Annotated in this window: 26 protein-coding genes; 13 read left to right on the top strand and 13 right to left on the bottom strand. The window is 64.5% G+C overall.

Annotation, left to right across the window (positions count from 1 at the left end; all coding sequences use genetic code 11):
- Positions 1-155: 155 nt before the first annotated feature.
- Both carB and NR187_RS15590 read right to left on the bottom strand, forming a co-directional pair.
- Positions 156-3,620, bottom strand: coding sequence for a carbamoyl-phosphate synthase large subunit (gene carB / locus NR187_RS15595; RefSeq protein WP_211381573.1), 3,465 nt, complete (start codon positions 3,618-3,620; stop codon positions 156-158).
- A 143-nt stretch (positions 3,621-3,763) separates the two neighbouring features.
- Positions 3,764-4,933: an MFS transporter gene (locus NR187_RS15590; protein WP_211381574.1), complete on the bottom strand. Its 1,170-nt coding sequence runs from the start codon at positions 4,931-4,933 to the stop codon at positions 3,764-3,766.
- Between the two features lie 112 nt (positions 4,934-5,045).
- On the opposite strand from NR187_RS15590, the gene NR187_RS15585 reads away from it, so the two are divergent.
- Complete coding sequence (locus tag NR187_RS15585) at positions 5,046-5,417, top strand: helix-turn-helix transcriptional regulator (protein WP_211381575.1); 372 nt, start codon at positions 5,046-5,048, stop codon at positions 5,415-5,417.
- A 240-nt stretch (positions 5,418-5,657) separates the two neighbouring features.
- Here NR187_RS15585 and NR187_RS15580 read toward each other — a convergent pair whose 3' ends face one another.
- Positions 5,658-6,359 carry a class I SAM-dependent methyltransferase gene (locus NR187_RS15580; RefSeq protein WP_211381576.1) on the bottom strand — a complete coding sequence of 234 codons (702 nt, stop codon included), beginning with the start codon at positions 6,357-6,359 and terminating at the stop codon, positions 5,658-5,660.
- 115 nt (positions 6,360-6,474) lie between these two features.
- Between NR187_RS15580 and NR187_RS15575 the strand changes: the two genes are divergently transcribed.
- Positions 6,475-6,999: a Dps family protein gene (locus NR187_RS15575; protein WP_211381577.1), complete on the top strand. Its 525-nt coding sequence runs from the start codon at positions 6,475-6,477 to the stop codon at positions 6,997-6,999.
- Positions 7,000-7,074: 75 nt separating this feature from the next.
- Here NR187_RS15575 and NR187_RS15570 read toward each other — a convergent pair whose 3' ends face one another.
- Positions 7,075-7,596 carry a hypothetical protein gene (locus tag NR187_RS15570; RefSeq protein WP_211381578.1) on the bottom strand — a complete coding sequence of 174 codons (522 nt, stop codon included), beginning with the start codon at positions 7,594-7,596 and terminating at the stop codon, positions 7,075-7,077.
- A 151-nt stretch (positions 7,597-7,747) separates the two neighbouring features.
- Positions 7,748-8,938, bottom strand: coding sequence for a glutamine-hydrolyzing carbamoyl-phosphate synthase small subunit (carA, locus tag NR187_RS15565; protein ID WP_211381579.1), 1,191 nt, complete (start codon positions 8,936-8,938; stop codon positions 7,748-7,750).
- 147 nt (positions 8,939-9,085) lie between these two features.
- On the opposite strand from carA, the gene NR187_RS15560 reads away from it, so the two are divergent.
- The 6 genes from NR187_RS15560 to NR187_RS15535 all read left to right on the top strand — a co-directional run bounded on the left by NR187_RS15560 (position 9,086) and on the right by NR187_RS15535 (position 14,540).
- Entirely contained in the window at positions 9,086-9,814 is a 729-nt protein-coding gene (locus NR187_RS15560; RefSeq protein ID WP_211381580.1) for an alpha/beta fold hydrolase, read from the top strand.
- A 33-nt stretch (positions 9,815-9,847) separates the two neighbouring features.
- Positions 9,848-10,303, top strand: coding sequence for a GatB/YqeY domain-containing protein (locus tag NR187_RS15555; RefSeq protein WP_211381581.1), 456 nt, complete (start codon positions 9,848-9,850; stop codon positions 10,301-10,303).
- A gap of 95 nt (positions 10,304-10,398) precedes the next feature.
- Entirely contained in the window at positions 10,399-11,535 is a 1,137-nt protein-coding gene (locus NR187_RS15550) for an epoxide hydrolase family protein (protein ID WP_256806988.1), read from the top strand.
- Positions 11,536-11,545: 10 nt separating this feature from the next.
- Positions 11,546-13,156: an acyl-CoA synthetase gene (locus NR187_RS15545; protein ID WP_256806987.1), complete on the top strand. Its 1,611-nt coding sequence runs from the start codon at positions 11,546-11,548 to the stop codon at positions 13,154-13,156.
- Positions 13,157-13,165: 9 nt separating this feature from the next.
- A complete protein-coding gene (locus NR187_RS15540) occupies positions 13,166-13,633 on the top strand; it encodes a MarR family winged helix-turn-helix transcriptional regulator (RefSeq protein ID WP_211381584.1) in 468 nt (155 codons plus the stop codon).
- Positions 13,634-14,096: 463 nt separating this feature from the next.
- Entirely contained in the window at positions 14,097-14,540 is a 444-nt protein-coding gene (locus NR187_RS15535) for a hypothetical protein (protein ID WP_256806986.1), read from the top strand.
- Positions 14,541-14,562: 22 nt separating this feature from the next.
- Here NR187_RS15535 and NR187_RS15530 read toward each other — a convergent pair whose 3' ends face one another.
- A complete protein-coding gene (locus NR187_RS15530) occupies positions 14,563-16,791 on the bottom strand; it encodes an ATP-binding protein (protein WP_256806985.1) in 2,229 nt (742 codons plus the stop codon).
- A gap of 316 nt (positions 16,792-17,107) precedes the next feature.
- Between NR187_RS15530 and NR187_RS15525 the strand changes: the two genes are divergently transcribed.
- Positions 17,108-17,881 carry a DUF2189 domain-containing protein gene (locus NR187_RS15525; protein WP_211381587.1) on the top strand — a complete coding sequence of 258 codons (774 nt, stop codon included), beginning with the start codon at positions 17,108-17,110 and terminating at the stop codon, positions 17,879-17,881.
- A 28-nt stretch (positions 17,882-17,909) separates the two neighbouring features.
- Here NR187_RS15525 and NR187_RS15520 read toward each other — a convergent pair whose 3' ends face one another.
- Positions 17,910-18,101 carry a hypothetical protein gene (locus NR187_RS15520; RefSeq protein ID WP_211381588.1) on the bottom strand — a complete coding sequence of 64 codons (192 nt, stop codon included), beginning with the start codon at positions 18,099-18,101 and terminating at the stop codon, positions 17,910-17,912.
- Positions 18,101-18,907: a transglutaminase family protein gene (locus tag NR187_RS15515; RefSeq protein WP_211381589.1), complete on the bottom strand. Its 807-nt coding sequence runs from the start codon at positions 18,905-18,907 to the stop codon at positions 18,101-18,103. Before NR187_RS15515 ends, NR187_RS15520 begins: the two co-directional genes overlap by 1 nt.
- Before the next feature lie 366 nt (positions 18,908-19,273).
- Between NR187_RS15515 and NR187_RS15510 the strand changes: the two genes are divergently transcribed.
- Positions 19,274-19,465 (top strand): hypothetical protein, encoded by a 192-nt coding sequence (locus NR187_RS15510; RefSeq protein WP_249128809.1) that lies wholly within the window; start codon positions 19,274-19,276, stop codon positions 19,463-19,465.
- Positions 19,466-19,483: 18 nt separating this feature from the next.
- On the opposite strand, the gene NR187_RS15505 is transcribed toward NR187_RS15510, so the two are convergent.
- The 3 genes from NR187_RS15505 to NR187_RS15495 are packed head-to-tail and all read right to left on the bottom strand — an operon-like array spanning position 19,484 to position 20,770.
- Entirely contained in the window at positions 19,484-19,996 is a 513-nt protein-coding gene (locus NR187_RS15505) for an SRPBCC family protein (RefSeq protein WP_211381591.1), read from the bottom strand.
- Positions 19,993-20,463 carry an SRPBCC family protein gene (locus NR187_RS15500; RefSeq protein WP_256806984.1) on the bottom strand — a complete coding sequence of 157 codons (471 nt, stop codon included), beginning with the start codon at positions 20,461-20,463 and terminating at the stop codon, positions 19,993-19,995. The genes NR187_RS15505 and NR187_RS15500 overlap by 4 nt, the downstream gene beginning before the upstream one ends.
- Entirely contained in the window at positions 20,456-20,770 is a 315-nt protein-coding gene (locus NR187_RS15495; RefSeq protein ID WP_084809905.1) for a helix-turn-helix transcriptional regulator, read from the bottom strand. The genes NR187_RS15500 and NR187_RS15495 overlap by 8 nt, the downstream gene beginning before the upstream one ends.
- Positions 20,771-20,943: 173 nt before the next feature.
- Here NR187_RS15495 and NR187_RS15490 point away from each other — a divergent pair, with 173 nt between their 5' ends.
- Both NR187_RS15490 and NR187_RS15485 read left to right on the top strand, forming a co-directional pair.
- Positions 20,944-21,564 (top strand): LysE family translocator, encoded by a 621-nt coding sequence (locus NR187_RS15490; protein WP_085384410.1) that lies wholly within the window; start codon positions 20,944-20,946, stop codon positions 21,562-21,564.
- 82 nt (positions 21,565-21,646) lie between these two features.
- On the top strand, positions 21,647-22,630 hold the full coding sequence (locus tag NR187_RS15485; protein ID WP_256806982.1) for a DUF3592 domain-containing protein: 984 nt from the start codon (positions 21,647-21,649) through the stop codon (positions 22,628-22,630).
- Here the strand turns inward: NR187_RS15485 and NR187_RS15480 are convergent.
- Entirely contained in the window at positions 22,627-23,433 is an 807-nt protein-coding gene (locus NR187_RS15480; protein ID WP_211381596.1) for an N-formylglutamate amidohydrolase, read from the bottom strand. The genes NR187_RS15485 and NR187_RS15480 overlap by 4 nt on opposite strands.
- Before the next feature lie 113 nt (positions 23,434-23,546).
- Between NR187_RS15480 and NR187_RS15475 the strand changes: the two genes are divergently transcribed.
- Positions 23,547-23,945 (top strand): gamma-glutamylcyclotransferase, encoded by a 399-nt coding sequence (locus NR187_RS15475; RefSeq protein ID WP_211381597.1) that lies wholly within the window; start codon positions 23,547-23,549, stop codon positions 23,943-23,945.
- Here NR187_RS15475 and NR187_RS15470 read toward each other — a convergent pair.
- Positions 23,942-24,505: a chlorite dismutase family protein gene (locus tag NR187_RS15470; protein ID WP_211381598.1), complete on the bottom strand. Its 564-nt coding sequence runs from the start codon at positions 24,503-24,505 to the stop codon at positions 23,942-23,944. The genes NR187_RS15475 and NR187_RS15470 overlap by 4 nt on opposite strands.
- Positions 24,506-24,665 lie beyond the last annotated feature (160 nt).

Below are 24,665 nucleotides of genomic sequence, written 5' to 3'. Positions count from 1 at the left end.
TTGGCGCCGGAACAGAACAACCGCATGGCCGGACAGTTCCTCCGGCCATTGTGGCTTCATCGCCAGTCACTTAGCAAAAGGCTTCCCCCTCAAGGTGTCCCCCTCGAGGCTTACCCTTCAAGGCTTACCCTTCAAGGCTTGGCCTTCCGCTCGGATCAGGTTTCCGAAAAGTAGCTCTGAAGAGTCCGAACCTCAAGGTCCCCGCCCAGATAGGCGCGGATGCCCTGCGCGGCCGCCACGGCCCCGGAAAGAGTGGTGTAATACGGCACTTTATGCAAGAGGGCCGCGCGCCGCAGCGAACGGCTGTCGGCGAGCGCCTGCGGGCCTTCGGTGGTGTTGAAGACGAGCTGGACGTCGCCATTGGTGATGGCGTCCACGATGTGCGGCCGGCCCTCCAGCACCTTGTTCACCTTCTCGGTCGGGATGCCCTGGTCGGTCAGGAAGCGCGCCGTGCCCGACGTTGCCAGCACCTTGAAGCCGAGCGAATGCAGCTGGCGGACGGCCTCGGCGATGCGCGTCTTGTCGCTCTCGCGGACCGAGACGAACACCGTGCCCTTGCGCGGCACCCGCGTGCCGCCGCCGAGCTGGCTCTTGGCAAACGCCACTGCGAAGGAGCTGTCGATGCCCATGACCTCGCCGGTCGAGCGCATCTCGGGGCCGAGCACCGTATCGACGCCGGGGAAGCGGGCAAACGGAAACACGGATTCTTTCACGCCGACATGCTTGAAGTCGGGCTTCTTCAATTTGAAGTCGGCGAGCTTTTCGCCGGCCATGATCCGCGCGGCGATCTTCGCAACGGGCGTGCCGACCACCTTGGCAACGAAGGGCACCGTGCGCGAGGCGCGCGGATTGACCTCGAGCACGTAGATCTCGCCGTCCTTGATCGCGTATTGCACGTTCATCAGGCCGACGACGTCGAGGCCGAGCGCGAGCTCGCGGGTCTGCCGCTCCAGCTCCCCGATCATCGCGGCATCGAGCGAGTGCGGCGGCAGCGAGCACGCGCTGTCTCCGGAATGGATGCCGGCTTCCTCGATGTGCTCCATGATGCCGACGATGAAGGTGTCCTTGCCGTCGCAGAGGCAGTCGACGTCGATCTCGGTCGCGTCGGACAGATAGCGGTCGAACAGCAGCGGGTTCTTGCCGAGCACGGTGTTGATCTGCCCGGTCTTGTCGTTCGGGTAGCGCGCCTTGACGTCGGCCGGCACCAGCTCCGGCAGCGTGCCGAGCAAATAGTCGCTGAGCTGGTTCTCTTCGCGGATGATCTGCATCGCGCGGCCGCCGAGCACGTAGGACGGGCGCACCACCAGCGGCAGGCCGAGATCGGTTGCGACCAGGCGCGCCTGCTCGACCGAATAGGCGATGCCGTTCTTCGGCTGCTTCAGCCGCAACTTGTCGAGCACGCGCTTGAAGCGGTCGCGGTCTTCCGCAAGGTCGATGGCGTCGGGGGAGGTGCCGAGGATCGGCACTTCGGCCGCTTCCAGCGCGCGCGCGAGCTTCAGCGGGGTCTGGCCGCCGAACTGCACGATCACGCCGTGCAGCGTGCCGTTGGTGCGCTCCTTGGCGATGATCTCCAGCACGTCCTCGGCGGTGAGCGGCTCGAAATAGAGCCGGTCGGCAGTGTCGTAGTCGGTCGACACCGTCTCCGGGTTGCAGTTGACCATGATGGATTCATAGCCGGCGTCATGCAGCGCGAAGCAGGCGTGACAGCAGCAATAGTCGAACTCGATGCCCTGGCCGATGCGGTTCGGCCCGCCGCCGAGGATGATGACCTTCTTCTTGTCCGACGGCGTGCTCTCGTCCGCGGGCGCACCTGCGAACAGCGCCTCGTAGGTCGAGTACATGTAGGCGGTCGGCGAAGCGAACTCGGCCGCGCAGGTGTCGATGCGCTTGTAGACGGGGCGAACGCCGAGCGCGTGTCGCTTCGCCGTCACCTCGGCCTCCGTCGTCTCCGCGAGCACCGCGAGCCGCGCATCGGAGAAGCCCATGGCCTTGAGCGTGCGCATGCCGAAGGCGTTGCCGGGCAGGCCGCTCTTCCTGACCTTCTCCTCCATGTCGACGATCCCGCGCATCTCGCCGAGGAACCACGGATCGATCTTGCAGGAGTTGAAGATCTCCTCGTTCGACCAGCCGAGCCGCATGGCCTGGGCGACCTGCAGCAGCCGGTTCGGCGTCGGCGTGCCGAGCGCGGCGCGGATCGCGTTCTTGTCGTCGTCGCGGCCGAGCCCTTCGATCTCGATCTCGTCGAGGCCGGTGAGACCGGTCTCGAGCCCGCGTAGCGCCTTCTGGAGGCTTTCCTGGAAGGTGCGGCCGATCGCCATGACTTCGCCGACCGATTTCATCGACGTCGTCAGCGTGGTGGAGGCACCGGGGAATTTCTCGAAGGCGAAACGCGGCACCTTGGTGACGACGTAGTCGATGGTCGGTTCGAACGAGGCCGGCGTCGCGCCTCCGGTGATGTCGTTGGCGATTTCGTCCAGCGTGTAGCCGACCGCGAGCTTGGCGGCGACCTTTGCGATCGGAAATCCGGTGGCCTTCGAGGCCAAGGCGGAGGAGCGCGACACGCGCGGATTCATCTCGATGACGACCATGCGGCCGTCTTCGGGATTGACGCCGAACTGCACGTTGGAGCCGCCGGTCTCGACGCCGATCTCGCGCAGCACCGCCAGCGAGGCGTCGCGCATGATCTGGTATTCCTTGTCGGTCAGCGTCAGCGCCGGCGCCACCGTGATGGAATCGCCGGTGTGCACGCCCATCGGATCGAGGTTCTCGATCGAGCAGACGATGATGCAATTGTCCTTCTTGTCGCGCACGACCTCCATCTCGTACTCTTTCCAGCCGAGCACGGATTCCTCGATCAGCACTTCGTTGGTCGGAGACGCGTCGAGACCGCGCTCGATGATGTCGAGAAACTCTTCCTTGTTGTAGGCGATGCCGCCGCCGGTGCCGCCCATGGTGAAGGAGGGGCGGATGATCGCGGGCAGGCCGATCTCGGACAGTGCCATCAGCGCCTGGCCGAGCGCATATTCCTGATAGCGCTTGCGGCGGTCGCTTTCGCCGAGTGTCCACTGGCGCTCGAGCTCTTCGAGCGCGGCACCCGACGCCTTCGCGCGTTCGGCCTGGTATTTGTCGCGGAAGGACTTCTTCAGTTCGGAGGCGTTGGCGAGCCGCGACTTCGGCGTCTCGAGCCCGATCTTGGTCATGGCCTCGCGGAACAGCTGGCGATCCTCGGCCTTGTCGATCGCGTCGGCGGTCGCGCCGATCATCTCGACGTCAAACTTTTCCAGCGTGCCCTGCCGGCGCAGCGACAGCGCGCAGTTCAGCGCGGTCTGTCCGCCCATGGTCGGCAGCAGCGCGAAGCCGCCGGGAATGACGTGGCGCTCTTTCTCGATGATCTTTGCGACGATTTCGGGGGTGATCGGCTCGATATAGGTCGCATCCGCCAATTCCGGGTCGGTCATGATGGTGGCCGGGTTGGAATTGACGAGGACGATGCGATAGCCCTCTTCCTTCAGCGTCTTCACCGCCTGGGTGCCCGAATAGTCGAACTCGCAGGCCTGGCCGATCACGATGGGACCGGCGCCGATGATCAGGATGGTGGTGATGTCTGTACGTTTGGGCATCAACTCTCGCCGAAGTGGAATTTGGGCACAAAAAAAGGGCGCGCTTGCTGCGCGTCCCTTTGGCCGAGAGCGCGGTGGTCTCCCCTGCGCGCGGGTGGGTCTTAGACCAGTTTTCGGGGCGGCGAAACCCCGAAAAACACCCATCAACCGGCAATTTTGACCGGTTTTGGCCGGGCCTGCCAGCCGCGGGCCAGATGCACCAGCAGCGAGGCGGCAACGCTCGTTCCGCCGATCCAGCCGAGGTCGTCGGACGAGAGGGTGGCCAGCACCGCGCCCCCCAGGGCCCCGCCGACGGCGAAGCCGAGATACATCGCGGAGGCGTTGAGCGAGAGCGCGATCATCGAGGCCTGCGGCTCGATCCGGATGATGCTGGCGACCTGGGCCGGATAGAACGCCCATCCCGAGATGCCCCACAGGAAGATCGCGCCCAGCACCGCATAATGCGCCTGTGCAGGCATCAGCTTCAGGACCAGCGAATGCAGGATCAGCGCGCCGGCCATGCCGGCGAGCCCGATGCCTGCGGTGGCGAGCGTGCCGAGCCGGTCGGCAAGGACGCCGCCGAGCATGTTCCCGATTGCGGCGGCGCCGCCGAACACAAGCAGCGCGAGGCTGATCTGCGAGGCATCGAAGCCAAGGCTGCGCAGCGGGATCGCGAAATAGGTGAACACGGTGAAGCCGCCGAGCGCCCATAAAATCGTGATCAGAAGGGCGATCAGGACATTGCTGTGACGCGCAACCGCCAGCCGTTCGCCGAGCGAAGCCGTGTTGCGCGGCAGGCCGCGGGGCAGGCCAAGCAGCAGGCCGGCGAGCGCAACGGCGCCGATCAGGGCGACCATGGCAAAGGTCGCGCGCCAGCCGAGAAGGCTGCCGACGAGGTTGCCGAGGGGAACGCCGATGACGGTCGCAACCGTGAGGCCCGAGGTGACCAGCGCCACCGCACGGCCTCGCCGTTCCGGCGCGGCGACCGCCACGGACACCGCGAGCGCCGTCGGCATGCACAGGCCTGAACCCAGGGCCATCAGCATGCGCGAAGCCAGCAACAGGGCGTAGTTGGAGGCCACCATCGCCGCGAGGTTGCCGGCAATGAACGTGGACAGCGCCAGGGCCAGCACGGTGCGGCGGTCGATATTGTTCAGCGTCACCGCCAGGATCGGCGATCCGACCGCATAGGTCAGGGCGTAGGCGGTGACCAACTGTCCGGCTGCGGGGACGGAAATCGACAGGTCGGTGGCGATCGCCGGTAAAAGCCCTGCAATGACAAAGCCTTCCGTACCGATCGCGAAGGCGGCCAGGGCCAGCCAGAGCACGCTCATTGAATCTATCCTCATGTTCAACGTTTATTGAACTATTGTATGCGAAAGGTCAGGAGTCAATTGGTTCAAGAACTATTGAACATTCCGGCCAGTTCGCTATGATTCTCGGACCATGAGCCGTACACCTCTCCACCCCACCCGCGAGCAGATCGAGCTGCCGATGGTTCTGGATTGCCTGAGCGATCCGATCCGATTGGCGATCGTGTACCAGCTCGCCCAGCAGGAACGTGTCAGCAGCGAGCTCTGCTGCGGCGACTTCAGCGGGCTCGCCGGCAAATCGAATCTCGCCTACCACTTCGCCAAGCTGCGCGAATGCGGCCTGATGCTGACGCGCGTCGCGGGGACCAACCGCTTCATGCGGCTGCGCCGGGAGGATCTGGACACGCGTTTTCCCGGTCTGCTCGATGCCGTCATCAACTCGGCGAGCAAGGATGCCGACCGGCTTCAGCTGCTGTCGGAGTGCGAGGTGACTGCCGCGGGTTGAGGCTGGGACGATTGCGCGCCAACGCCCGACTACGCCCGGCGTGCTTCGTCGAGGCAGCCTTCGCCACGATACGGCTCGCCTGGCCGAAGCTGGCGGAGCCAGCGAAGGCTGGAGACCCGGCCTGGATTTGAACCAGGATAAAGAGCGATGCACCGCCCTCGCGTAGACGCTTCCGCCACCGGGCCGCAGCGATCATTACCGATCGGGGGTGCGACAGGCCATCCCAGGCAGTCGTTATGCTTAACGGACCAGAGGCGGCCGCGCGATGAAGGTCATGCGCCAGCGATTGTGGCCGATGTTGCGCTGAGCGCGCTGGACCGCGAAGCCGGCTGCCTTGAGCTTGGCGGTGATCTCCTCCTCGCTGTAGCGCTGCAGTCCGATGCGCGTGCGCAGATGACGGTAATCCGACAGCGCGGTGCTGATCAGCCCGATCAGCGCATCTTTCAAAAAGCCGTGACGCAGGCCGAAGCTGAGCAGAGCCAGGACGTCCCTGAACATGCCGACCTCAGGCTGGAGGATGTCGCCGAGCACCAGCTTGCCGGACGGCGTCAACAATCGCCGGATGTTGAGGAGCGCGGCATCGAGCTCTTCCGGCGCCATGTATTGCGCGACCGAGTTCATCACGACGAGATCGATTGACTGGTCCTGCATCTTGCGGACGTCGTCGAGCGAGCGGACACGAATTTTTGTATTCGGGGCAAACCGCGCAATCAGACGGCCGCGCACGCCGGGCGCAGGCTCGGCGAGGATCAGTTGGCCGCAAGCCGATGCAACCTGGGTCGCCGACAGCGCCTCGCCGCAGGCATAGTCCAGCACGGTCGCCTCGGGCGAGGAGATGTAGGCGATGATGTCCCGCGCAATGATCTGGAAGTGCAGGTCGCGATGCAGCTTGCTGACATAGATCGTATGCGTCGAGTCGTAATAATCGATCCAATCGTCCATGGTATCCGAAGGCCCCCGGCCAGACGGTTCCGGCAGAGGAACCGACGCTGCCCGCATTGCGTTAGGGGTGCGGCAGCGCGCCGTCAATGTCCGCGTCCTAACAGGAAGGTTTCCCGTGAGCAAAGCCCCGACCAAGGTCTCGCCCGATCTCGACACGCCTACCGATCTTGCACCTGATGGGGTCAAGAAGGTCTCGGAGGCGCTCAACGTGCTTCTGGCCGACGCTTTCGCGTTGTATCTGAAGACCAAGAATTTCCACTGGCACATCAGCGGCCGGCATTTCCGCGACTATCATCTGCTGCTCGACGAGCAGTCCGACCAGATCTTCGCCACCACCGATCAGCTGGCCGAGCGCGTCCGCAAGATCGGCGGCACCACGCTGAAGTCGATCGGCCAGGTCGCGAAGCTCCAGACCATCAAGGACAACAACGAGGACTACGTCCCGCCGCGCGAGATGCTGCGCGAGCTGATGCAGGACAACAAGCATGTCGCCGGCGCGATGCGCAAGGCGCATGAGGTCTGCGATGACGCCGGCGACGTCGCAAGCGCCAGCATCCTCGAAAACTTCATCGACGAGACCGAGCGCCGCACCTGGTTCCTGTTCGAAGCCACGCGCCAGGAAGGCGGCAACGAGGCGTAGTCGGACTGCATCAGCATCGTCGTCCCGACCTTCGCCGGGACGACGATGGAGTGTGCAGCTGGCGTTCGCGACTCACTACCGCCACAGGCGCATCATTGCCCCATCCTTGCCCGTGACCGGATCGGCCGGCGGCAGCGCGACCTTCGGGATCGTCTTCAGCGCCTTGGCATGGTTGTCCGGCGTTGCTCGCGTGATCTCCATCTTCGCGCCCGGTGGATAAGCACCGATCACGCAGAAATCGCCGCTCGCCTTGATGCGCTGATGTCCCGTGCCGGCCGGCAGGATCGCGACGTCGCCCGTCTTGATCTCCAGCTCCTGGCCATGATCGCCGCCGAAGCGAACACGGGCGCTGCCACGCGCGACGCCGAGCACCTCATGCACCGTCGCGTGATAGTGCAGATAGTCGAAGACGCCGTTGCGCCACGTGCCGCCCCAGCCGTTCGCTTCGAACAGGCTCTCGATCGTCTCTTCCGGCTGCGTGGAATCGAGCTTCACCGCGCCCTGATAGACCAGGAAGGGGAGAACGTTGTTCGGCACGAGCCCGTCATCCTCGAACACGATGGCGAGTGGCTCGGCATTGTCGCGGACGACGGCCATGGCGGGGCTCCTGCGCGGAATAGTTTGAATCAACGAAGGTCGTCAAGCGACGTTCCTCCGTCGCTCCGGCCTCGCGCTAGGCGCGCGCCAAAATGACAAAGCCCGGGGCGGACCCGGGCTTTTGTCGTGGAAGTGCTCTCGCGAGAGCGCCTTACGCGCTCTTCTTTTGCCGCATCAGATCGGCAAAGCGCTGGAACAGATAGTGCGAGTCGCGCGGACCGGGTGAAGCCTCGGGGTGATACTGCACCGAGAACACCGGTTTTCCGTCGAGCTGGATACCGCAATTGGAGCCGTCGAACAGCGAGATGTGGGTCTGCGTCGCGCCCTTCGGCAGGGTCTTCTCGTCCACGGCAAAGCCGTGGTTCATCGAGGTGATCTCGACCTTGCCGGTGGTCTCGTCCTTGACGGGATGATTGGCGCCGTGGTGGCCCTGATGCATCTTTCTGGTCTTGGCGCCGACGGCGAGGCCCAGCATCTGGTGACCGAGGCAGATGCCGAAGGTCGGCGTGCCCGACTTGATCACGTCCTGGATCACAGGCACGGCGTATTTGCCGGTCGCGGCCGGATCGCCCGGACCGTTGGACAGGAACACGCCGTCCGGCTTCATCGCCAGAATGTCTTCGGACGAGGTCGTCGCCGGCACCACCGTCACCTTGCAGCCGACGCCGGCGAGCAGGCGCAGGATGTTGCGCTTGATGCCGTAGTCGATGGCGACGACGTTGAACTCAGGCTTGTCCTGCCGGCCAAAACCCTTGTCCCAGAGCCACGGTGTCTCGTCCCAGGTGAAGCGCTGGCCGGAGGTGACCATCGGCACGAGGTCCATGCCCTCGAGGCCCGGCCATTCGCGCGCTTCTTCCTTGAGGCCATGCAGGTCGAACTCGCCGTTCCTGGCGTGTGCGATCACGGCGTTGGGCATGCCCTTGCTGCGGATCAGCGCGGTCAGCGCCCTCGTGTCGATGCCGGAGAGGCCGATGATGCCGCGCGCCTTGAGCCAGGCGTCGAGATGCTTGGTGGCGCGGTAGTTGGAGGGATTGGTGATCGCGGTGCGCAGGATCACGCCGCGCGCGCCCGGCGTCGCGGCCATGTTCACCGTCTCGATATCTTCCTCGTTGGTACCGACATTGCCGATATGCGGGAAAGTGAAGGTGATGAGCTGGCCGGCATAGGAGGGATCGGTGAGAATCTCCTCATAACCGGTCATCGCGGTGTTGAAGCAGACCTCACCGACGGCGTGGCCCTCGGCGCCAAGGCCAAAGCCTTCGAGCACCGTGCCGTCGGCAAGCACCAACAGCGCGGTCGGTTTGTGGTCCGGCCAAGCGGGATCGTTGTCATGTTGTGTCATGAGCCCGGTTCATAGTCCCAGCGGACGCCGGCGTCAAAGCGGAGAAGCGCCGATTCACATGCGTTTTTGCATATTTGACAGCTCCCGCCCGGCACTTAAAGCTCTGCAGAATAATTTCCGGCAAATTCCGGGGCTTGAGAGGCAATAATGGATCAGACCACCCCGATCGTGCTGGTTCCGGGGCTTGCCTCCTCGGCCCGGATCTATGCCCCGGTCATCCCGGCGCTCTGGCGTTTTGGCCCCGTGATGGTCGCCAACCATATCCGCGACGACAGCATGGCGGCGATCGCCCGCCGCGTTCTGAGCGAGGCGCCGCCGCGCTTCGCGCTCGCCGGCCATTCCATGGGCGGCTACATCGCGTTCGAGATCATGCGCCAGGCGCCCGAGCGGGTTTTGAGGCTCGCACTGATCAACACCCAAGCCCGGCCCGATACGCCGGAAGCGACCCTGCGCCGCCGCAGCCTGATGGAGCGAGCGAAGCGCGGCGAGTTGCGTGCCGCGCGCGAGGAGATGTTTCCGGAGCTCGTGCATCCCTCCCGCCGCGACGATTCCGGCATTCGCCGGCTCGTGGATGAGCAGGGCGAGGACGTCGGCGTCGAAGGCTATCTCCGCCAGCAGACCGCGATCATCGCGCGGGTGGATTCGCGGCCCACGCTTGCGACGATCACATGCCCGACGCTGGTGCTGACAGGCGATGCGGACAACACCATCTCCAACGCGTTCTCGAAGGAGATGGTAGAGGGCATCGCCGGTGCAAAGCTCGTCATTTTGGAGAATTGCGGGCACCTGCCGCAACCGGAGCAGCCCGAGGCGACAGTGCGGGCGCTGGTCGAATGGCTGGGACCCCCGGTTGTCTCAGGGACGCGAACGGCCTAGATCAGGCGTCGGATATTCGAAGGGATCACGATCATGCTGCGCGACGACATCAACAATGCGGTCAAGGAGGCCATGAAGGCCAAGGACGAGCGCAAGCTGTCCACGCTGCGCATGGTCAATTCGACCATCAAGAACGCCGACATCGAAGCGCGCGGCAGCGGCAAGCCGCCGCTGTCGGATGCGGACCTGCTCGGCGTCTTCCAGAAGATGATCAAGCAGCGCCAGGAATCGGTCGAGCTCTACGACAAGGGCGGCCGCGCCGAGCTCGCCGCGCAGGAGCGCGAGGAGATCGCGGTGATCTCGGCGTATCTGCCGAAGCAGATGGCGGATGACGAGGTGAAGAAGGCGATCTCGGATGCGATCTCGGAGACGGGCGCAGCCGGCATGAAGGACATGGGCAAGGTGATCGCGGTGCTGAGGGCGAAATACGCCGGGCAGATGGATTTCGGCAAAGCATCCGGTCTCGTGAAAGCTGCGTTGACTGGCTGAGCTCGTCCCCGTTCCCCTAGTGGGGGGAAGGGGGCACCTTTGAAGCGGCGCCCGTTCGGTCTACTCTCTCCCGATAGATAAATCGGGAGCAACCGATGACCGTCATCAAGCCGTTCCGCATCGCCGTCAGCGACGACATCCTCACCGACCTCAAGTCACGCCTCGTCCGCACGCGCTGGCCGGAGGCGGAGCTGGTCGACGACTGGAGCCAGGGCGCGCCGCTGACATGGATCCAGGAGATCTGCGGTTACTGGGCTGATGGCTATGACTGGCGCGCGCGAGAGGTAAAGCTCAACCGCTTCGAGCAATTCACGACCGAGATCGACGGGCTCGACATCCACTTCGTGCACGTCCGTTCGAAAGAACCATCAGCGCTGCCGTTGATCATCACCCATGGCTGGCCCGGCTCGATCGTCGAATTCCAGAAAGTGATCGCGCCGCTGGTCGATCCCGCCGCGCATGGCAGCAATCCGGCGGACGCCTTCCATGTGATCTGTCCGTCGCTGCCGGGTTTCGGCTTCTCGGCAAAACCCAGGACAACCGGCTGGGGTGTCGACCGCATCGCCGCGACCTGGGCCAGGCTGATGGACCGGCTGGGTTATGCGCGTTACGGCGCGCAGGGCGGCGACTGGGGCTCGGCCGTGACAACCTCGCTCGGCGCGCAGGACGCCGGGCATTGCGCCGGCATCCACATCACGCTCGCTTTCAACGCGGCGCCCAAGGTCGAGGGCGAGCCGACGGTGGAGGAGAAGCGCGCGCTCGCCGGGCTCAAGCATTATGTCGATCTCGACTCCGGCTATTCCAAGCAGCAATCTACGCGGCCGCAGACGCTCGGCTACGGCCTGACGGATTCGCCGAGCGGGCAGGCGGCCTGGATCTTGGAAAAGTTCTGGGCCTGGACCGATTGCAATGGCCACCCCGAGAACATTTTCGACAAGGACGAGCTGCTCGACAACGTCATGCTCTATTGGGCGACGCAGACGGCGACCTCTTCCGCGCGGCTCTATTGGGAAAGCTTTGGCAAGCGCCGCACCACGCCGAAGGTCACCGTGCCGACCGGGGTTGCCGTGTTCCCCAAGGAGATCATCACGCCGGTACGGCGCTGGATGGAGCCGAACTTTTCCCGTATCACGCATTGGAGCGCGATGGAGAAGGGAGGCCATTTCGCCGCATTCGAGCAGCCGGAGCTGTTCGTGCGCGATGTCCGCAAGTTCTTCGCGACCGTACGATAGGATCTGGTCCATGCTCACCGAAGCCAAGACCTACGACGAGCTCTATCGCAACTTCCGCTGGGACGTTCCGGCGCGCTTCAACATGTCGGAAGCCTGCTGCGATCGTCACGCCGACGGCACGGGCCGGCTCGCGCTGGTCTATGTCGACGAGAACGGCGCCACCACGCGCACTTCCTTCGACGAGGTCGCGGAAATGTCGCGCCGCTTCGCCAACGTGCTGAAGGCGGATGGACTTGCCCGGGGCGACCGCGTCGCGGTGTTCCTGTCGCAATCGCTGGAATTGCCGATCGTGCATATCGCGGCGTTTCGTTCGGCGATGATCTCGATTCCGCTGTTCGCGCTGTTCGGCGAGGACGCGCTGGAATTCCGCCTGTCGAATTCGCAGGCCAAGGCGATCGTCACCGACGAGGGCGGCTGGGAGAAGCTCGCCAAGATCCGCGATCGTCTGCCGGATCTGAAGAACGTCTACATCGTCGGCGAGCGCGCGCCTGCGGGCACGAAATCGTTCTGGGATGCGGTGAAGGCCGCATCGCCCGACTTCGCCCTGGTCGACACCTCCGCCGACGATCCCGCGCTGATCATCTACACTTCAGGCACGACCGGCAATCCCAAGGGGGCGCTGCATGCGCACCGCGTCGTGCTCGGTCACCTCCCCAATGTCGAGATGTGCCACAACTTCCTGCCGCGCCCCGGCGATCTGATGTGGACGCCGGCGGACTGGGCCTGGATCGGCGGCCTCGTCAACGGCTTGTTCGCATTCTGGTACCACGGCATTCCGCTGGTCGGTCACCGTGCGCGCAAATTCGAGCCGCAGGCAGCGATGCAGATGATGGCCGATCTCGGTGTGCGCAACGTCTTCCTGCCGCCGACGGCGCTGAAGCTGATGCGGCAGGCCGGCGTGAAGCATTCCGGCGTCAAGCTGCGCAGCATCTTTACCGGCGGTGAATCCCTCGGCGGCGAACTGCTCGGCTGGGTTCGGGAGACCTTCGGCATCGATGCGCATGAAGTGTTCGGTCAGACCGAGTGCAATCTCGTGATCGGCAGCAACTCGAACCTGTTTCCGATCCGTCCCGGCTCGATGGGCAAGGCGACGCCGGGCTTCGACGTCCGCATCGTCAACGACAAGGGCGAGGAGCAGCCACGCGGCCAGCGCGGCATCATCGGCGTGCGCCAGCCGTGCCCGTGCACGATGCTCGAATACTGGCGAAATCCCGAGGCGACGGCGAAGAAATATGCCGGCGAATGCCTGCTCACCGGCGATCTCGGCGTGCAGGATGAAGACGGATATTTCTGGTACGTCAGCCGCGAGGATGATGTCATCACCACCGCCGGCTACCGCGTCGGTCCCTCCGAGATCGAACACACGCTGATGAAGCATCCCTCGGTGGCGATGGCGGCGGTGGTCGGTATTCCCGATCCGATCCGCACCGAATCGATCAAGGCCTGGATCGTGCTGCGCCCGGGCTTCGCGGCTGGCGACGCACTCGCGCGCGAAATCCAGGAGTTCGTCAAGGTGCAGCTTGCCGCCCACGAATATCCGCGTTTCGTGGCGTTCGCCGAGACGCTGCCGATGACGGCGACCGGCAAGGTGCTGCGGCGCGAGCTGCGGGCGAGGGGTTAGCTTCTGACAATGCCAAAGATGTCTCAAGCCGCGGGCCTTCACCGCGCTTCGCTGAAGAAGCTGCACGATCTCGATGCGGCGCTGGAGCTCATGTACTACGGCTGGCGCGGCATGACGCTGGAGGCCGACGACTATCTGACAAAGCAGGGTCTGTCGCGCCCGCACCATCGCATCCTCTATGTGGTGGCGCGACAGCCCGACATCGCGATCGGCTCGCTGATCGAGACCCTCGGCATTTCCAAGCAAGCGCTGAACCGGCCGCTCAATCTCCTGCTGGAGCGCAAGCTCCTGACGTCGAAGCGGTCGTCCGAGCAGCATCGCTCCAAGCTGCTGCGCCTGACGGCCACGGGGCAGCGTATCGAGCAAACGGCGTCGGACCACGAGCGCAAGGTCATGCGCGATGCGTTCGATCGCGTCGGGACGCGAGGCGCAGTGGCCTGGATGGCCGTGATGGAAGCGATAGCCGACAACAATTGACAAGTCTCAAGTCAACATGGTTGACATGAGGTGCGCGCTTTGCCACTCTCCGGCAACGATCTGGGGGAGGGCCGCGCCATGGGCGGACAGGACAAGAGCGTACAGAAAATGGACCGCGGGGCCGCCGAACGCTTCGCCGCGGCATGGTGCGCGAGCTGGTGCCGGGTCGACATCGACGCGGTCGTCGCGCATTTTGCCGACGATGCGCAGATGCGCAGCCCTCTGGCGCTGTCTCTGACCGGCTCTCCTGTCGTCACCGGCGCCGACAACATCCGCGCCTATTGGCGCGAGGCCTATGGCCACATCGAGAGCGCAGACCTGAAGATCCTGAGCTGGAGCTGGGACGAGTTGATCGCGCGCCTGACGGTGTGGTGGGACTCGGCGACACGCGCGCCAGCGAGTTCATGGATTTCGACGACGCGGGCCGCGTGGTCCGCAGCGAAGCTTTTTACGGAAAATAGGCATGCACCTTTCGGATTTCGTCCTCCTCCTCAACGCGCTCTGGTTCGGCGGCGCATTCATCCAGTTCAGCATTGCGCAAGCCAACACACTGAAGATTTTGCTGCCGCGCGAAGAGCGCGGCAATCCGATCGCGCCGACCCTGGCGGCCAGCGTAGCCTTTCTGGGCGGCATCAACCTGCCGATCGGGCTTCTGTCGCTCTATCTTCTCACCGCTCGTCCGCTTTTCTTCCAGCCGGTCGAGGCGCAGCTTGTGCTGTTCCTGTTCTTTGCCGCCTGCCATTTCAGCCAGTTCGCCTACAACCTTCCGGTCCTGATGCGCGGTGGGCGCGTCGGGGTGGCTTACTGGCCCGTGCTGAAGGGCCCGATGCTCAGGATCTTCGTCATCGACGCGGCTTTGTTCGTCGCCAATCTTGGTGCGGCGCTTCTCCTCGCGTCGCACTCCTGACCAACAGTCCCGCGGCGCAGGCTTAGCGCGACGGCGCCGATAGTGCTGATCGCAGCACCGCGGCGAGGTCTCGTCGCCGGAACGGCTTGGTCAGGACGCGGGCGTCGCCGGCCCCGTCGGGCGCCTTGACGGGATTTTGGGTGTAGCCGGAGGTGAACAGCACCTTGAGCCCCGGCCGCAGCTGGGTTGCTTGCCTGGCAAGCTCGGGCCCGAACATGCCGCCGGGCATCACGACGTCGGTGAACAGCAGGTCGATATCCCCGGAGCCGCGCAACAATTCGAGGGCTGCGGGGCCGTTCGACGCCGCGATCACGCGGTAGCCGAGCGCTTTCAGTTCGTTCTCGACATAGGCCCGAACCATGTCGTCGTCCTCGACGACGAGAATGGTCTCGCTTCCGTCGGGAGCGACGATCCGTTTGGCGGGCGACGAAGGCTCGCTTCGCGGCGTTGCAAGGCGGGGAAAGAACAGCCTGACGACGCTGCCTTGTCCCGGCTCGGACTGCATCTGCACCACGCCGCCGGACTGCCGCACAAACCCGTAGACCATGCTCAGGCCGAGCCCGGTCCCCTTGCCGACCTCCTTGGTCGTGAAGAACGGTTCGAACGCCCGGCTCGCCACCTCGGCGGTCATGCCGCTGCCGGTGTCCGTCACGGCCACCATGACATAGTCGCCGGCGCGCGGCTCGCCGTTGACGTCGAGGTCGGATTCACCGAGCGAGGCGTTGTGCACCGCGATGGTCAGCCTGCCGCCCAGCGGCATGACGTCACGCGCGTTGAGCACGAGATTGAGCAGCGCAGTCGTCAGTTGGCCGGGATCGACGCTGGTCGGCCACACCTGCGGTTCGAGCGCGAAGCTGCATTCGATGTGCTCGCCCAAGGGACGGCGCAACAACGGCTCCATCTCGTGAACCTTCTCGCCGATGTCGATGTCTCGCGGCCTCAGAGGCTGCTTGCGCGCGAAGGCGAGCAGGCTCCGGGTCAGGTCGGAGCCGCGTTCGGCGGCGGTCGCGATGTCGCCGGCGATCCGGTGCAATTCCTTGTTCCCCGCCAGCCTGTCGGCGAGATGCTCTGAATTGCCGAGAATGATGGTCAAGAGATTGTTGAAATCATGCGCCACGCCGCCGGTGAGCTGGCCCATGGCTTCCATCTTCTGCGATTGGCTGAGCTTCTGGTTGAGGTCTGCGATGGCCGCGCGTTGCTGCTCGAGCGACTCCGCGGTGCCGTTGAGCAGGGTCATCAATCCGCCGAGCTCGCCGCGCGGATGGGGAAGAGGAATTCGCGCGCTGAGATCGCCGAGCCCAAGCCTCTTCGCCATGGTGGCGAGCCGCCCGACCTGGCGCCCGACGCTCACGGTGGCGAGGATCCATACGCCGGCCAGCAGCAGCAGCGAGGCCACCGCGAGGATCGCCATGTCCTCGTGGAGCCGGCGGTTCGCCGCCGCGACCAGTCCGTCCTTGGACCGTCCGACCAGGACGTAGAGGCCGGCGTCACGGGTCGAAGGCGAGCGGGCGACGGCCCAGACCTGCGTTCGGCCCTCGCGATCGGTCACTTCCTGAAACGCCTTCTGACCCGGAGCTGTCGCGAAGCGCAGCAGGTCGGATCCTGCAATCGACGCGCCCACGGGTTCGGCCCAGCCCGCTCCCGAGGGGGCGACGAGAACAGTCCCCTTGCCGTCGATGAGCAGCACCTCCTTCTCGCCAAGCAGCCGCTTGTGGTGGTACTCGGCGAATTTGCGCAGATTGAACGATGCGAGCAGGATCAGTTTCAGCGCGCCTGCCTCCGATCGCACCGGATATGCGATCTGGAGCACCGATATTCCGGTCAGCCGGCCGAAGACCGGCTCCAGCACGACGCCGTGCGAAACCAGGGCCTGCTTGAAATAGGCGCGATCCCTCAGATCGAGGGTGCGGTTGGTCCGCAGCGAGTCGCAGAACAGGCTGCCGTCCGGATCGATGGTCAGGATGCCGGTGAACTGAGGATATTCCTCGCGGACATCGGAGAGGAAAGCCGAGCACGCCGCCTTGTCGCGCGTGTCGAGGTCGCGCGCACGGGCCAGCCCATAGTGAAGCTGGGCGGTGCCCTGAATCTTTTCGCTCAGATCGCTTGCAATCTCGTCAGCCGACGCCGCCAGATTGGCCAGGGCGGCGTTGATTTCGCTGGTCCTGTTCTGCATGAAACGCAGCCCGACGAGGCTTGCCGGCACCAGCATGGCCGCGATCACGAGTATCAGTAGCCGGGTACGCAAGCTCATCGGTCGGGCGGTCCATTCCGGTCATCGCGAATGCTCATTCAAAGACCCAATTTGCGGTACCACCATCCGTTCAGTCCATAGGCTCGGGGCCGAAAAAAGCCCCTGGCGTGCAAGATTTCGCGCCGTGTGCATCACGGTTGAGCCTCCTGAAGGGAGCGCCGGCGCCGGTGCGGTGGTTTTCCCCGGGCGCGCGGCGGAGGCTTCGGAATACCGTTGTCGGCGATCAACTCGCGCGTGCGCGCGCCGGAGAGAGGCGCTAACATGGAGGTCGATCCGCGTGCGACGGAGATCGCGGCGGCAGATGAGGAGGGAGCCGATGTCCATTTCGGGCAAGGTCGATCCGGTGGTGCGTCCCGTTGCGGCGACCGACATCGCCGAAGCGCTGGTCGAGGGCCTGCGTGATTTCCAGGCGCTGCCGTTTTACGGTCTCTGCTTCGGTGCGCTCTACGCGGCCGGCGGCATCGTCATCATGCTGTGCCTCACCGCGTTCGGCATGGTCTATCTCGTCTATCCCCTTGCGGCCGGCTTTGCGTTGATCGGGCCGTTCGTGGCGATCGGCCTCTACGAGGTCAGCCGGCGCCGCGAGCGCGGCGAGCCGGTCTCGCCCGGCGCGATCTGGTCCGCCATACGTTCACGCAGCGAGATCGGTTGGATGGCCTTCGTCACGCTGTTCGTTTTCGTGATCTGGATGTACCAGGTGCGGCTTCTGATCGCCTTGCTGCTCGGGCTGCATGCCTCGTTCTCGAACCTCCAGGAATTCATGACGGTGGTCCTGACGACCAACGAGGGCCTGCTGTTCCTGGCGATCGGCAACGCGGTCGGCGCTGCACTGTCGCTGGTTTTGTTTGCGCTGACCGTGGTGTCGTTTCCGCTGCTGCTCGATCGTGAGGTCGATTTCGTCACGGCGATGGTGACGAGCGTGCGCGCGGTGGTGACGAGCCCGCTGCCGATGATCTCGTGGGCCGCCGTGATCGTGATGCTGCTGATCGTCTCGGCGCTGCCGTATTTTCTGGGATTGGTCGTGACGCTGCCCGTGCTGGGGCACGCGACCTGGCATCTTTATCGGCGCCTGGTGGTGCCGGTGGCGTAAGCGGGGAGCCGGACGCACCGGCCGCGTTCTATGCGCCCGTTGCCAGGCGGCGAACGCCGGATGAGGTGAGTTCGAGTTCGCCGAGGCGCCTGATCGCATAACCGAGGCCCGTCAGACGCTCGCCATGCACCTGCGGGATTTCGCGTTGCGCCTTGCCCTTGCCGACCTCGGCTAACGAGGCAAATTCATCCGCGTCGAGGGTCGCTGTGCCGTCTGTCATCAGCTGACCTCGTCGGTCCATACCTTGAAATTGAGCAGAGTGTTCGGGCCGAAGGTCTGGGTGATCGGAACGTCTGCGGCATCGCGTCCCTGCGCGATCAGCACCCGGCCGATCCGCGGCGTGTTGTTGCGCGGATCGAACATGTGCCAGCTTCCACCGATGAAGGCCTCGAACCAAGCCGCGAAATCTCCGGCCGCCCACGGCTGCGGTGTGCCGATGTCGCTGAGATAGCCGGTGCAGTAACGCGCCGGGATGTTCATGCAGCGGCAGAACGTGATCGCGAGATGGGCATAGTCGCGGCACACGCCCTTGCCTTCATCGTAAGCTTCCCGGGCTGTCTTGGTCGCCCGCGCATGCTCATGGCCGAACGTGATGCGGCGATGAACAAAATCGCAGATCGCCTGGACCCGCGCCCAGCCCGGCGGCGTCTGCTCGAACAATTTCCATGCGATATCCGTCAGGCGATCGGTCTCGCAGTAGCGACTGCCGAGCAGATAGACGAGCGTGTCGGTCGGCAGTGCTTCGACGGCGTGCTGAAACGCGTTCGGAAACGCCGGGTCAGGCAGGCCGCTGTCGCGAACGACGCCATCGGCGGCAAGGCGGAAGTTGCCGGCCGGCGCCACGATGCGGCTGCACCAATTGCCGAAGAGGTCGCGATAGGGACTGATAACCACTGAGGGGCTGGTAGTCAGCAGATCGGGCACGATGACATCGGAGGCGCGCGTGAAGTGCGTGCCCAGCACCATGATCATGGGCGTCGGTTGCGGGAACTCGTACAGCATCTCGAACCCGACGCGGAGCTTCATGCGAACGACTTTCCCTTGGCTGAGCTCCTAACATGGCTACGAAGCGGTCGAACACAAGACGTCGACGGTCTTATTCGATCGAGAGTGGCATCTGGCGCGTCAAAAGCGCGGCGGGGGCGAGAAAACGATAGCTAATTGCGGCGATTGCGCGCACGGTGCGGCAATGCCGGAAAGATCGGTCGTCTCTGCGCACGCGGCGCCACGACGACATGCGCTCGACGTGAAACGGCTCATTTCCCGCACCGGCGGAGCCGACTCATCGCGACGTCTCCAGTGGTGAGTCGAACGCGGCAGGCTCATGCCGCGGATGCCTGAACAATCCCACAGCGGTTCGATATGAGATCGAACGCCAACCGAAAGCACCCGATGGAAGCTCTACCGATCCAAGCTCTCTCCCCACGGCACGTCAAGACAGATGAAGCGGTTCGGCTCGGCGTAGAGTCGGGCTGGTACGCGATCAAGGTCAGCGGGACCTTTGTCTCGGGTCCGCACGACTCGGAAGGGGATTGCCGTCGCAAGATCGACGAGATTCAGCCGCCGGTGAAGAAGAAGCGATGAGGTCGCAGATTCCAGCCGCTACGGCGTCTTGATCCCCATCGCCTTCAGTGCCGCCAGCATCTGCGTCGGCGGCGCCATCTTGATCTGCGGCGCCTTCCCCGTCTCCAGCAGGCTCTTCAGCCCCGACAGGATCGCCGGCCAGCCCGAACGCCCGCCGGAAAGGATGGCGTCGCTGAGCGGCCGGTCGTGGCCTTCGCTCATGGTGAGCCTGACCGCGTCGCCGGCCGGCTCGATGTCATAGGTCACGAGAGTCGGTCCGAGCTTCTCGATCAGCTCGGGCCAGTTGACGTTGAAGGTCACCGACAGCTTTTTCGGCGGATCGTATGCGAGCACCTCGCCGCTGATGTGCGGGGCGCCATCCGGCGTGCGGACGATGAACGCGCCGCCAAGTCGCGGCTCCACCTCCACGGCATTGCCGAAGAAATATTGGCGGCTGAACTCGGCCGAGGTCAGCGCTTCCCACACCTTCTCCGGCGTTGAAGCGATGTAGATGGTGTAGACCGTGAGCGGCTTGAATTGATCGAGGTTCATTTTGCGTCGAATCCCTTGTTGAGCGCCGTGCGCGGGATGGCGAGCACCTTGCCTCTCTCCAGGAGGCTCTTGAGCCCGGACAGGATCGCCGGCCAGCCATTGGAGACGGCCCCGAGATACTTCCCGCCTTCGACGAAGCCGTCATGCAGCACGGTCAAACGCACGAGCGCGCCGAACGGTTCGATGGTGAAGACCACCCGCGAGATCGGTTCGCCGCGCAGCTCTTCGTACTTCTGGTGCTTGAAGCTGTAGGACAACCGCCGCGGTGGATCGGCTTCCAGGATTTCGCCGGAATCGGTGATCTCGCCCTCCAGCAGCAGCGCGAAGGGGGAGCCGATTTTCCAGTCCGACCTGACCTCGGCGCCGAACCAGTATTGCCGGGTGAACTCGCTCGACGTCAGCGCCTCCCAAAGCCTCTCCGGTGTGGTCTCGATGTAGGTGACATAGACGAACTCCGGCTTACTCATCGCGCTTCTCCAGCTGGCGTTTCAACTCGCTGAGCGCGGCGAGCTTGCCGCGCTCGAATTTCTTGATCCAGCGTTCGCCGATCTGATGGATCGGCACCGGGTTGAGATAGTGCAGCTTCTCGCGGCCATGCCTGATGGTCGTGACAAGATTGGCCTCCTCGAGGATGACAAGGTGCTTGGTAACGGCCTGGCGCGTCATCGCGAGGCCTTCGCAAAGCTCGTTCAGCGTCTGGCCGTTTCTGGCATGAAGCCTGTCGAGCAGCGACCGTCGTGACGCATCGGCGAGCGCTTTGAAGACCTCATCCATGGCTGCGATAATAGGCAACTAAAAGGTTGCATGTCAAGATGGCGTTTTTGGCGCACGCAATATGGGTGTTGCGGATGTCGATCTGATCAGCCCGCGCTTTGCAGCGGTGACGTCTTCCGTTCCCGCCTCCGCCATGCATTAATGCTCCAAACCGCCCTCAGCGAGTCCTCACCATGATGTCCCTGCAAGCCTATCTCGCCTTCCTCGCCGCCTGCATCGCGCTCGCGCTGCTGCCGGGTCCGATCGTCACGCTCGTCATCGCCAACGGGCTACGCCACGGCACGCGCGCGGCGCTGACCAACGTGGCCGGCGCCCAGGCCGGCCTCGCCATCGTCATCGGCATCGTTGCGGTCGGCCTGACCTCGCTGATGGCAACCATGGGCTACTGGTTCGACTGGGTACGCTTTGCCGGCGCCGCCTATCTGGTCTGGCTCGGCATCAAGCTGATCTGGGCGCCGGTCGAGGGCGTCAACGTCGACGAGCCGCCGGCGCCGCCGCGCGGCGGGTTCTTCCTGCAAGGTTTCCTGGTGCTGCTGTCGAACCCGAAGGTGCTGGTGTTTTTCGGCGCTTTCATCCCGCAGTTCATGGACATGAACCGCGACCACTTCCCTCAGGTCGCGCTGCTCGGGGCCACCTTCATGGTCACCGCGGTGATGACGGACGCGCTCTACGCCATCGCCGCCGGGCGCGCGCGAAAATTCTTCTCAGCCCGCCGCACGCGGATGATGTCGCGCATCTCCGGCGGCTTCATGATCGGCGGCGGCATCTGGCTGGCGCTGACCCGGGCAAAATAACCCCTCCAAAGCCGGTCCGGCTTGAACCCTTCGCAGCGGCAATGCGTCCAATCTGACATTGCCGCCGACGAAGGAATTGCCCGTGCCCGATCTGCCATGGTTCGTCTATGCGATGCTGCTCGCACCGCTCGGGCTCATCCTGGTCGCCGCCATCGTCAAGACCTGGCAGGTGCGCGAGGCGCGAAACTGGCCGCAAACGCCCGGCAAGGTCATGACCTCGGTCGCCGAATTGCGCGACGTCAAGGTTTTCGACGACGATCGCGAGGGAGGCTCTCGCCTCGAAAGCCGCAACTTTGCGAACGTGACTTACGAATATTCGGTCGGTGGCCGCAAGCTGCGCTGCAACCGTATCTCGATCGGCGAGGACCTCGGCAATTTTCAGGTCGCCGAGAAGCTCGCGAAATATCCCGCCGGCACGATCGTCACCGTCTATTACAATCCTCGCCATCCCGATCAGGCCGTGCTCGAGCGCGACCTTCCCAAGGGGCTGTGGGGCTGCCTCGGCATCGGCACGGTGGTCGTGCTTGCCATCGTGTTCGGCTCGGCCTTCGGCCTCAACCAGACTTATGCCTATCTCGCGCACCACGTCGGACGGCCCGATCTCGCCGGCCTCGTGGTCGCCTTTGCCGCGTTCGGCCTCGTCATCGCGCTGATGGGGTATGCCGTGCACCGGCAGGCGTCGATGGCGACGCGCTGGCCGGTGGTGCCGGGCACCATCAAGCTGTCGGGGATCGAGGACTATCGCGAGGCCAGCGAACCTGGCGAGGCGCGGGGCACCGAGATGTTCGGCAAGCGGGTGACCTACACCTACCTCTATCAGAACGTCAGCTACACCAATGAATGCGCGCGCGTCGCTGCCGGTACGCCGTCGGCTTCTGATGACATGCTGCGCAAGCTGATGTCGCGCTACCAGGACGGCGCGACCGTCGAGGTTCGCGTCAATCCCGACAACCCGGCCGAGGCAACGCTCGATACAGGCGGCGCTGGCCGCATTGCCTTTGTGCTGTGGGGCATTGCCGCGATCTTCGCCGCGCTCGCGATGTTCGTCGCGACACGGGGGAGCTAGTCGACCAGCCTCGCCGCCCGCAGCTCCACCTCGATCTCCGCAAAGATCCGCGCCAGCCGCTCGGCCCATTGCTGTTGGCCGGACTGGTCGGCGATCAGATCCTGACGAATCTCGATGCCGGTGTTGACGAGGCCGCGGGCCTCGCCGTGGACGGGGATGGTGTAGTCGGTGAGGTCGTTCACGGCATAGGGCTCGTTGTCGCCGACGACGAGATCGCCCTCGGCGCGGAGGTGCCTGAGCAGCAGCTGCGGCAGCACGGTGTCGCGATTGTAGAGTGCGCCGATGTGCCAGGGGCGTGCGACGCCGGCATAGACCGGCGTGAAGCTGTGCAGCGACACCAGCACCGTCGGTTTCTTGTCGTGCAGGCGGCGGTCGATCGCGGCCTCGATGCGACCGTGATAGGGCTCGAAGATTTCGCGGCGCCTTGCGGTGCGCTGCTGCTCCGTGATCCCTTCGTTGCCCGGGATCGCGGTTGCTTCGGAAATCAACGGGATCGAGCTCACGGCGGCCGGCGGGCGGTTGCAATCGATCACCAGCCGCGAGTAGCGCTGCGCGATCAAATGCGCATCCAGCATCTCTGCCAGCCGGTCGGCGACGCCGGCAATGCCAATGTCCCAGGCAATGTGCCGCGTCAGCTCGCTGCCTGCGACGCCGAGATCGTCGAGCGCGCGGGGCAGGATCCGTCCGTAATGATCCGAGGTCAGCAGAAAGGGCGATTGGCCGGCCGTGTTGACTTCATGGACCGGATGGGCCTCGCCCTCGCCGAGCAGTTGAGATAGCGCGCCTGTTGCGTCTGTATCCATACGGGGTTGCCTGTCGAAGCAGCACTGATCCGCTAGGCTATAAAGCATGGGGCCCCAAAGCACTATTGCGAAGACGGCTTGAATGGGCGCCCGTTCGCGGGATAACAAGCTCCATGACCTCCGATCGCCTTTTCGTCTACGGCACCCTGATGCGCGGCTTCGACCATCCGATGGCGCGGCTGCTCGCGGCGCATGCGGACTTCCTCGGGGAGGCGACCTGCCGCGGCCGGCTCGTCCTGGTGAAACACTATCCGGGATTGCTGCTGTCCGAGGCGCCGTCCGATCGCGTGCACGGCGAGCTCTTTCACCTGCGCGCGGGCGACGAACTCTTGGGCGAGCTCGACATGTACGAAGCCTGCGGCGAGGGCTTTCCTGAACCGACGGAATATCTGCGCGAGCTGATCGACGTGACGCTGCCGGACGGGGCCACCGAGAAAGCCTGGACCTACGTCTACAACTGGCCCGTCATTGACCTGCCCGTCATCGAGTCCGGTCGTTTCCTGGATCACTAGGCCGACAGCACTTCCTTCACAACGCGCACATCCACCTCGCGCTCGACATAGGTCCACTCCTCGGTCCGCCTCAGCATCGCGACCAGCTCCTCGAACAGCGAGGCGTGCGTGGGGGCGAATTCGAACCAGGTCAGGAAATCGAACGGACCGCCGAGGTCGCGGCAGTGATAGAGCTGGCGGGCGATGGCGGGCAGGTAGCGCAGGCTGCTCGCGATGTGATGCGATTTGTCCTCGAAGATCCTGCGGCGCTCTTCCTGGGTGAGCTCCCACCAGGCCTGCGACTTGCGGATCGGGATCAGCGCCGCGCTGGTTGCCTCCAGTCGGCCGAGGCCGGCCTGGACGGCCACCAGCTGCTGCTTCTCGGCGCGCTCAGTGTAGCGCAAGCTGCTCGCGGCGCCGACCAGCCGCCAGGCATTGCGCGAGGGCACCAGCGGCAACGCGATGGCCTCGCTGTCGGTGACCGACAGCGCTGGCATGAAGGGCAGGGGCTCGCCCGTCACGGGCGAAATCGAGGTGATGCGCCAGCCCCCGCTCTGACCGCCTCGAAAGGTCCTGAACATGCCCTATCGAAGCGTGGAACCGGGCCGGGTTCAAGCTTTCCGTCGAAACTTTCGACCTGTGAATAGCCGGGAGAAGCCACACATGCTTCGTATTTCCGAGGGCCATCCCTATATGCCTATCCGGTTGGCCATAATGCCGACTCAGCCCAGAAATCAGCAT

The organism is Bradyrhizobium sp. Bra64 (genome assembly GCF_024519875.1).
GTDB lineage: Bacteria > Pseudomonadota > Alphaproteobacteria > Rhizobiales > Xanthobacteraceae > Bradyrhizobium > Bradyrhizobium japonicum_G.
This window is presented reverse-complemented; position numbering and strand designations above follow the sequence as displayed.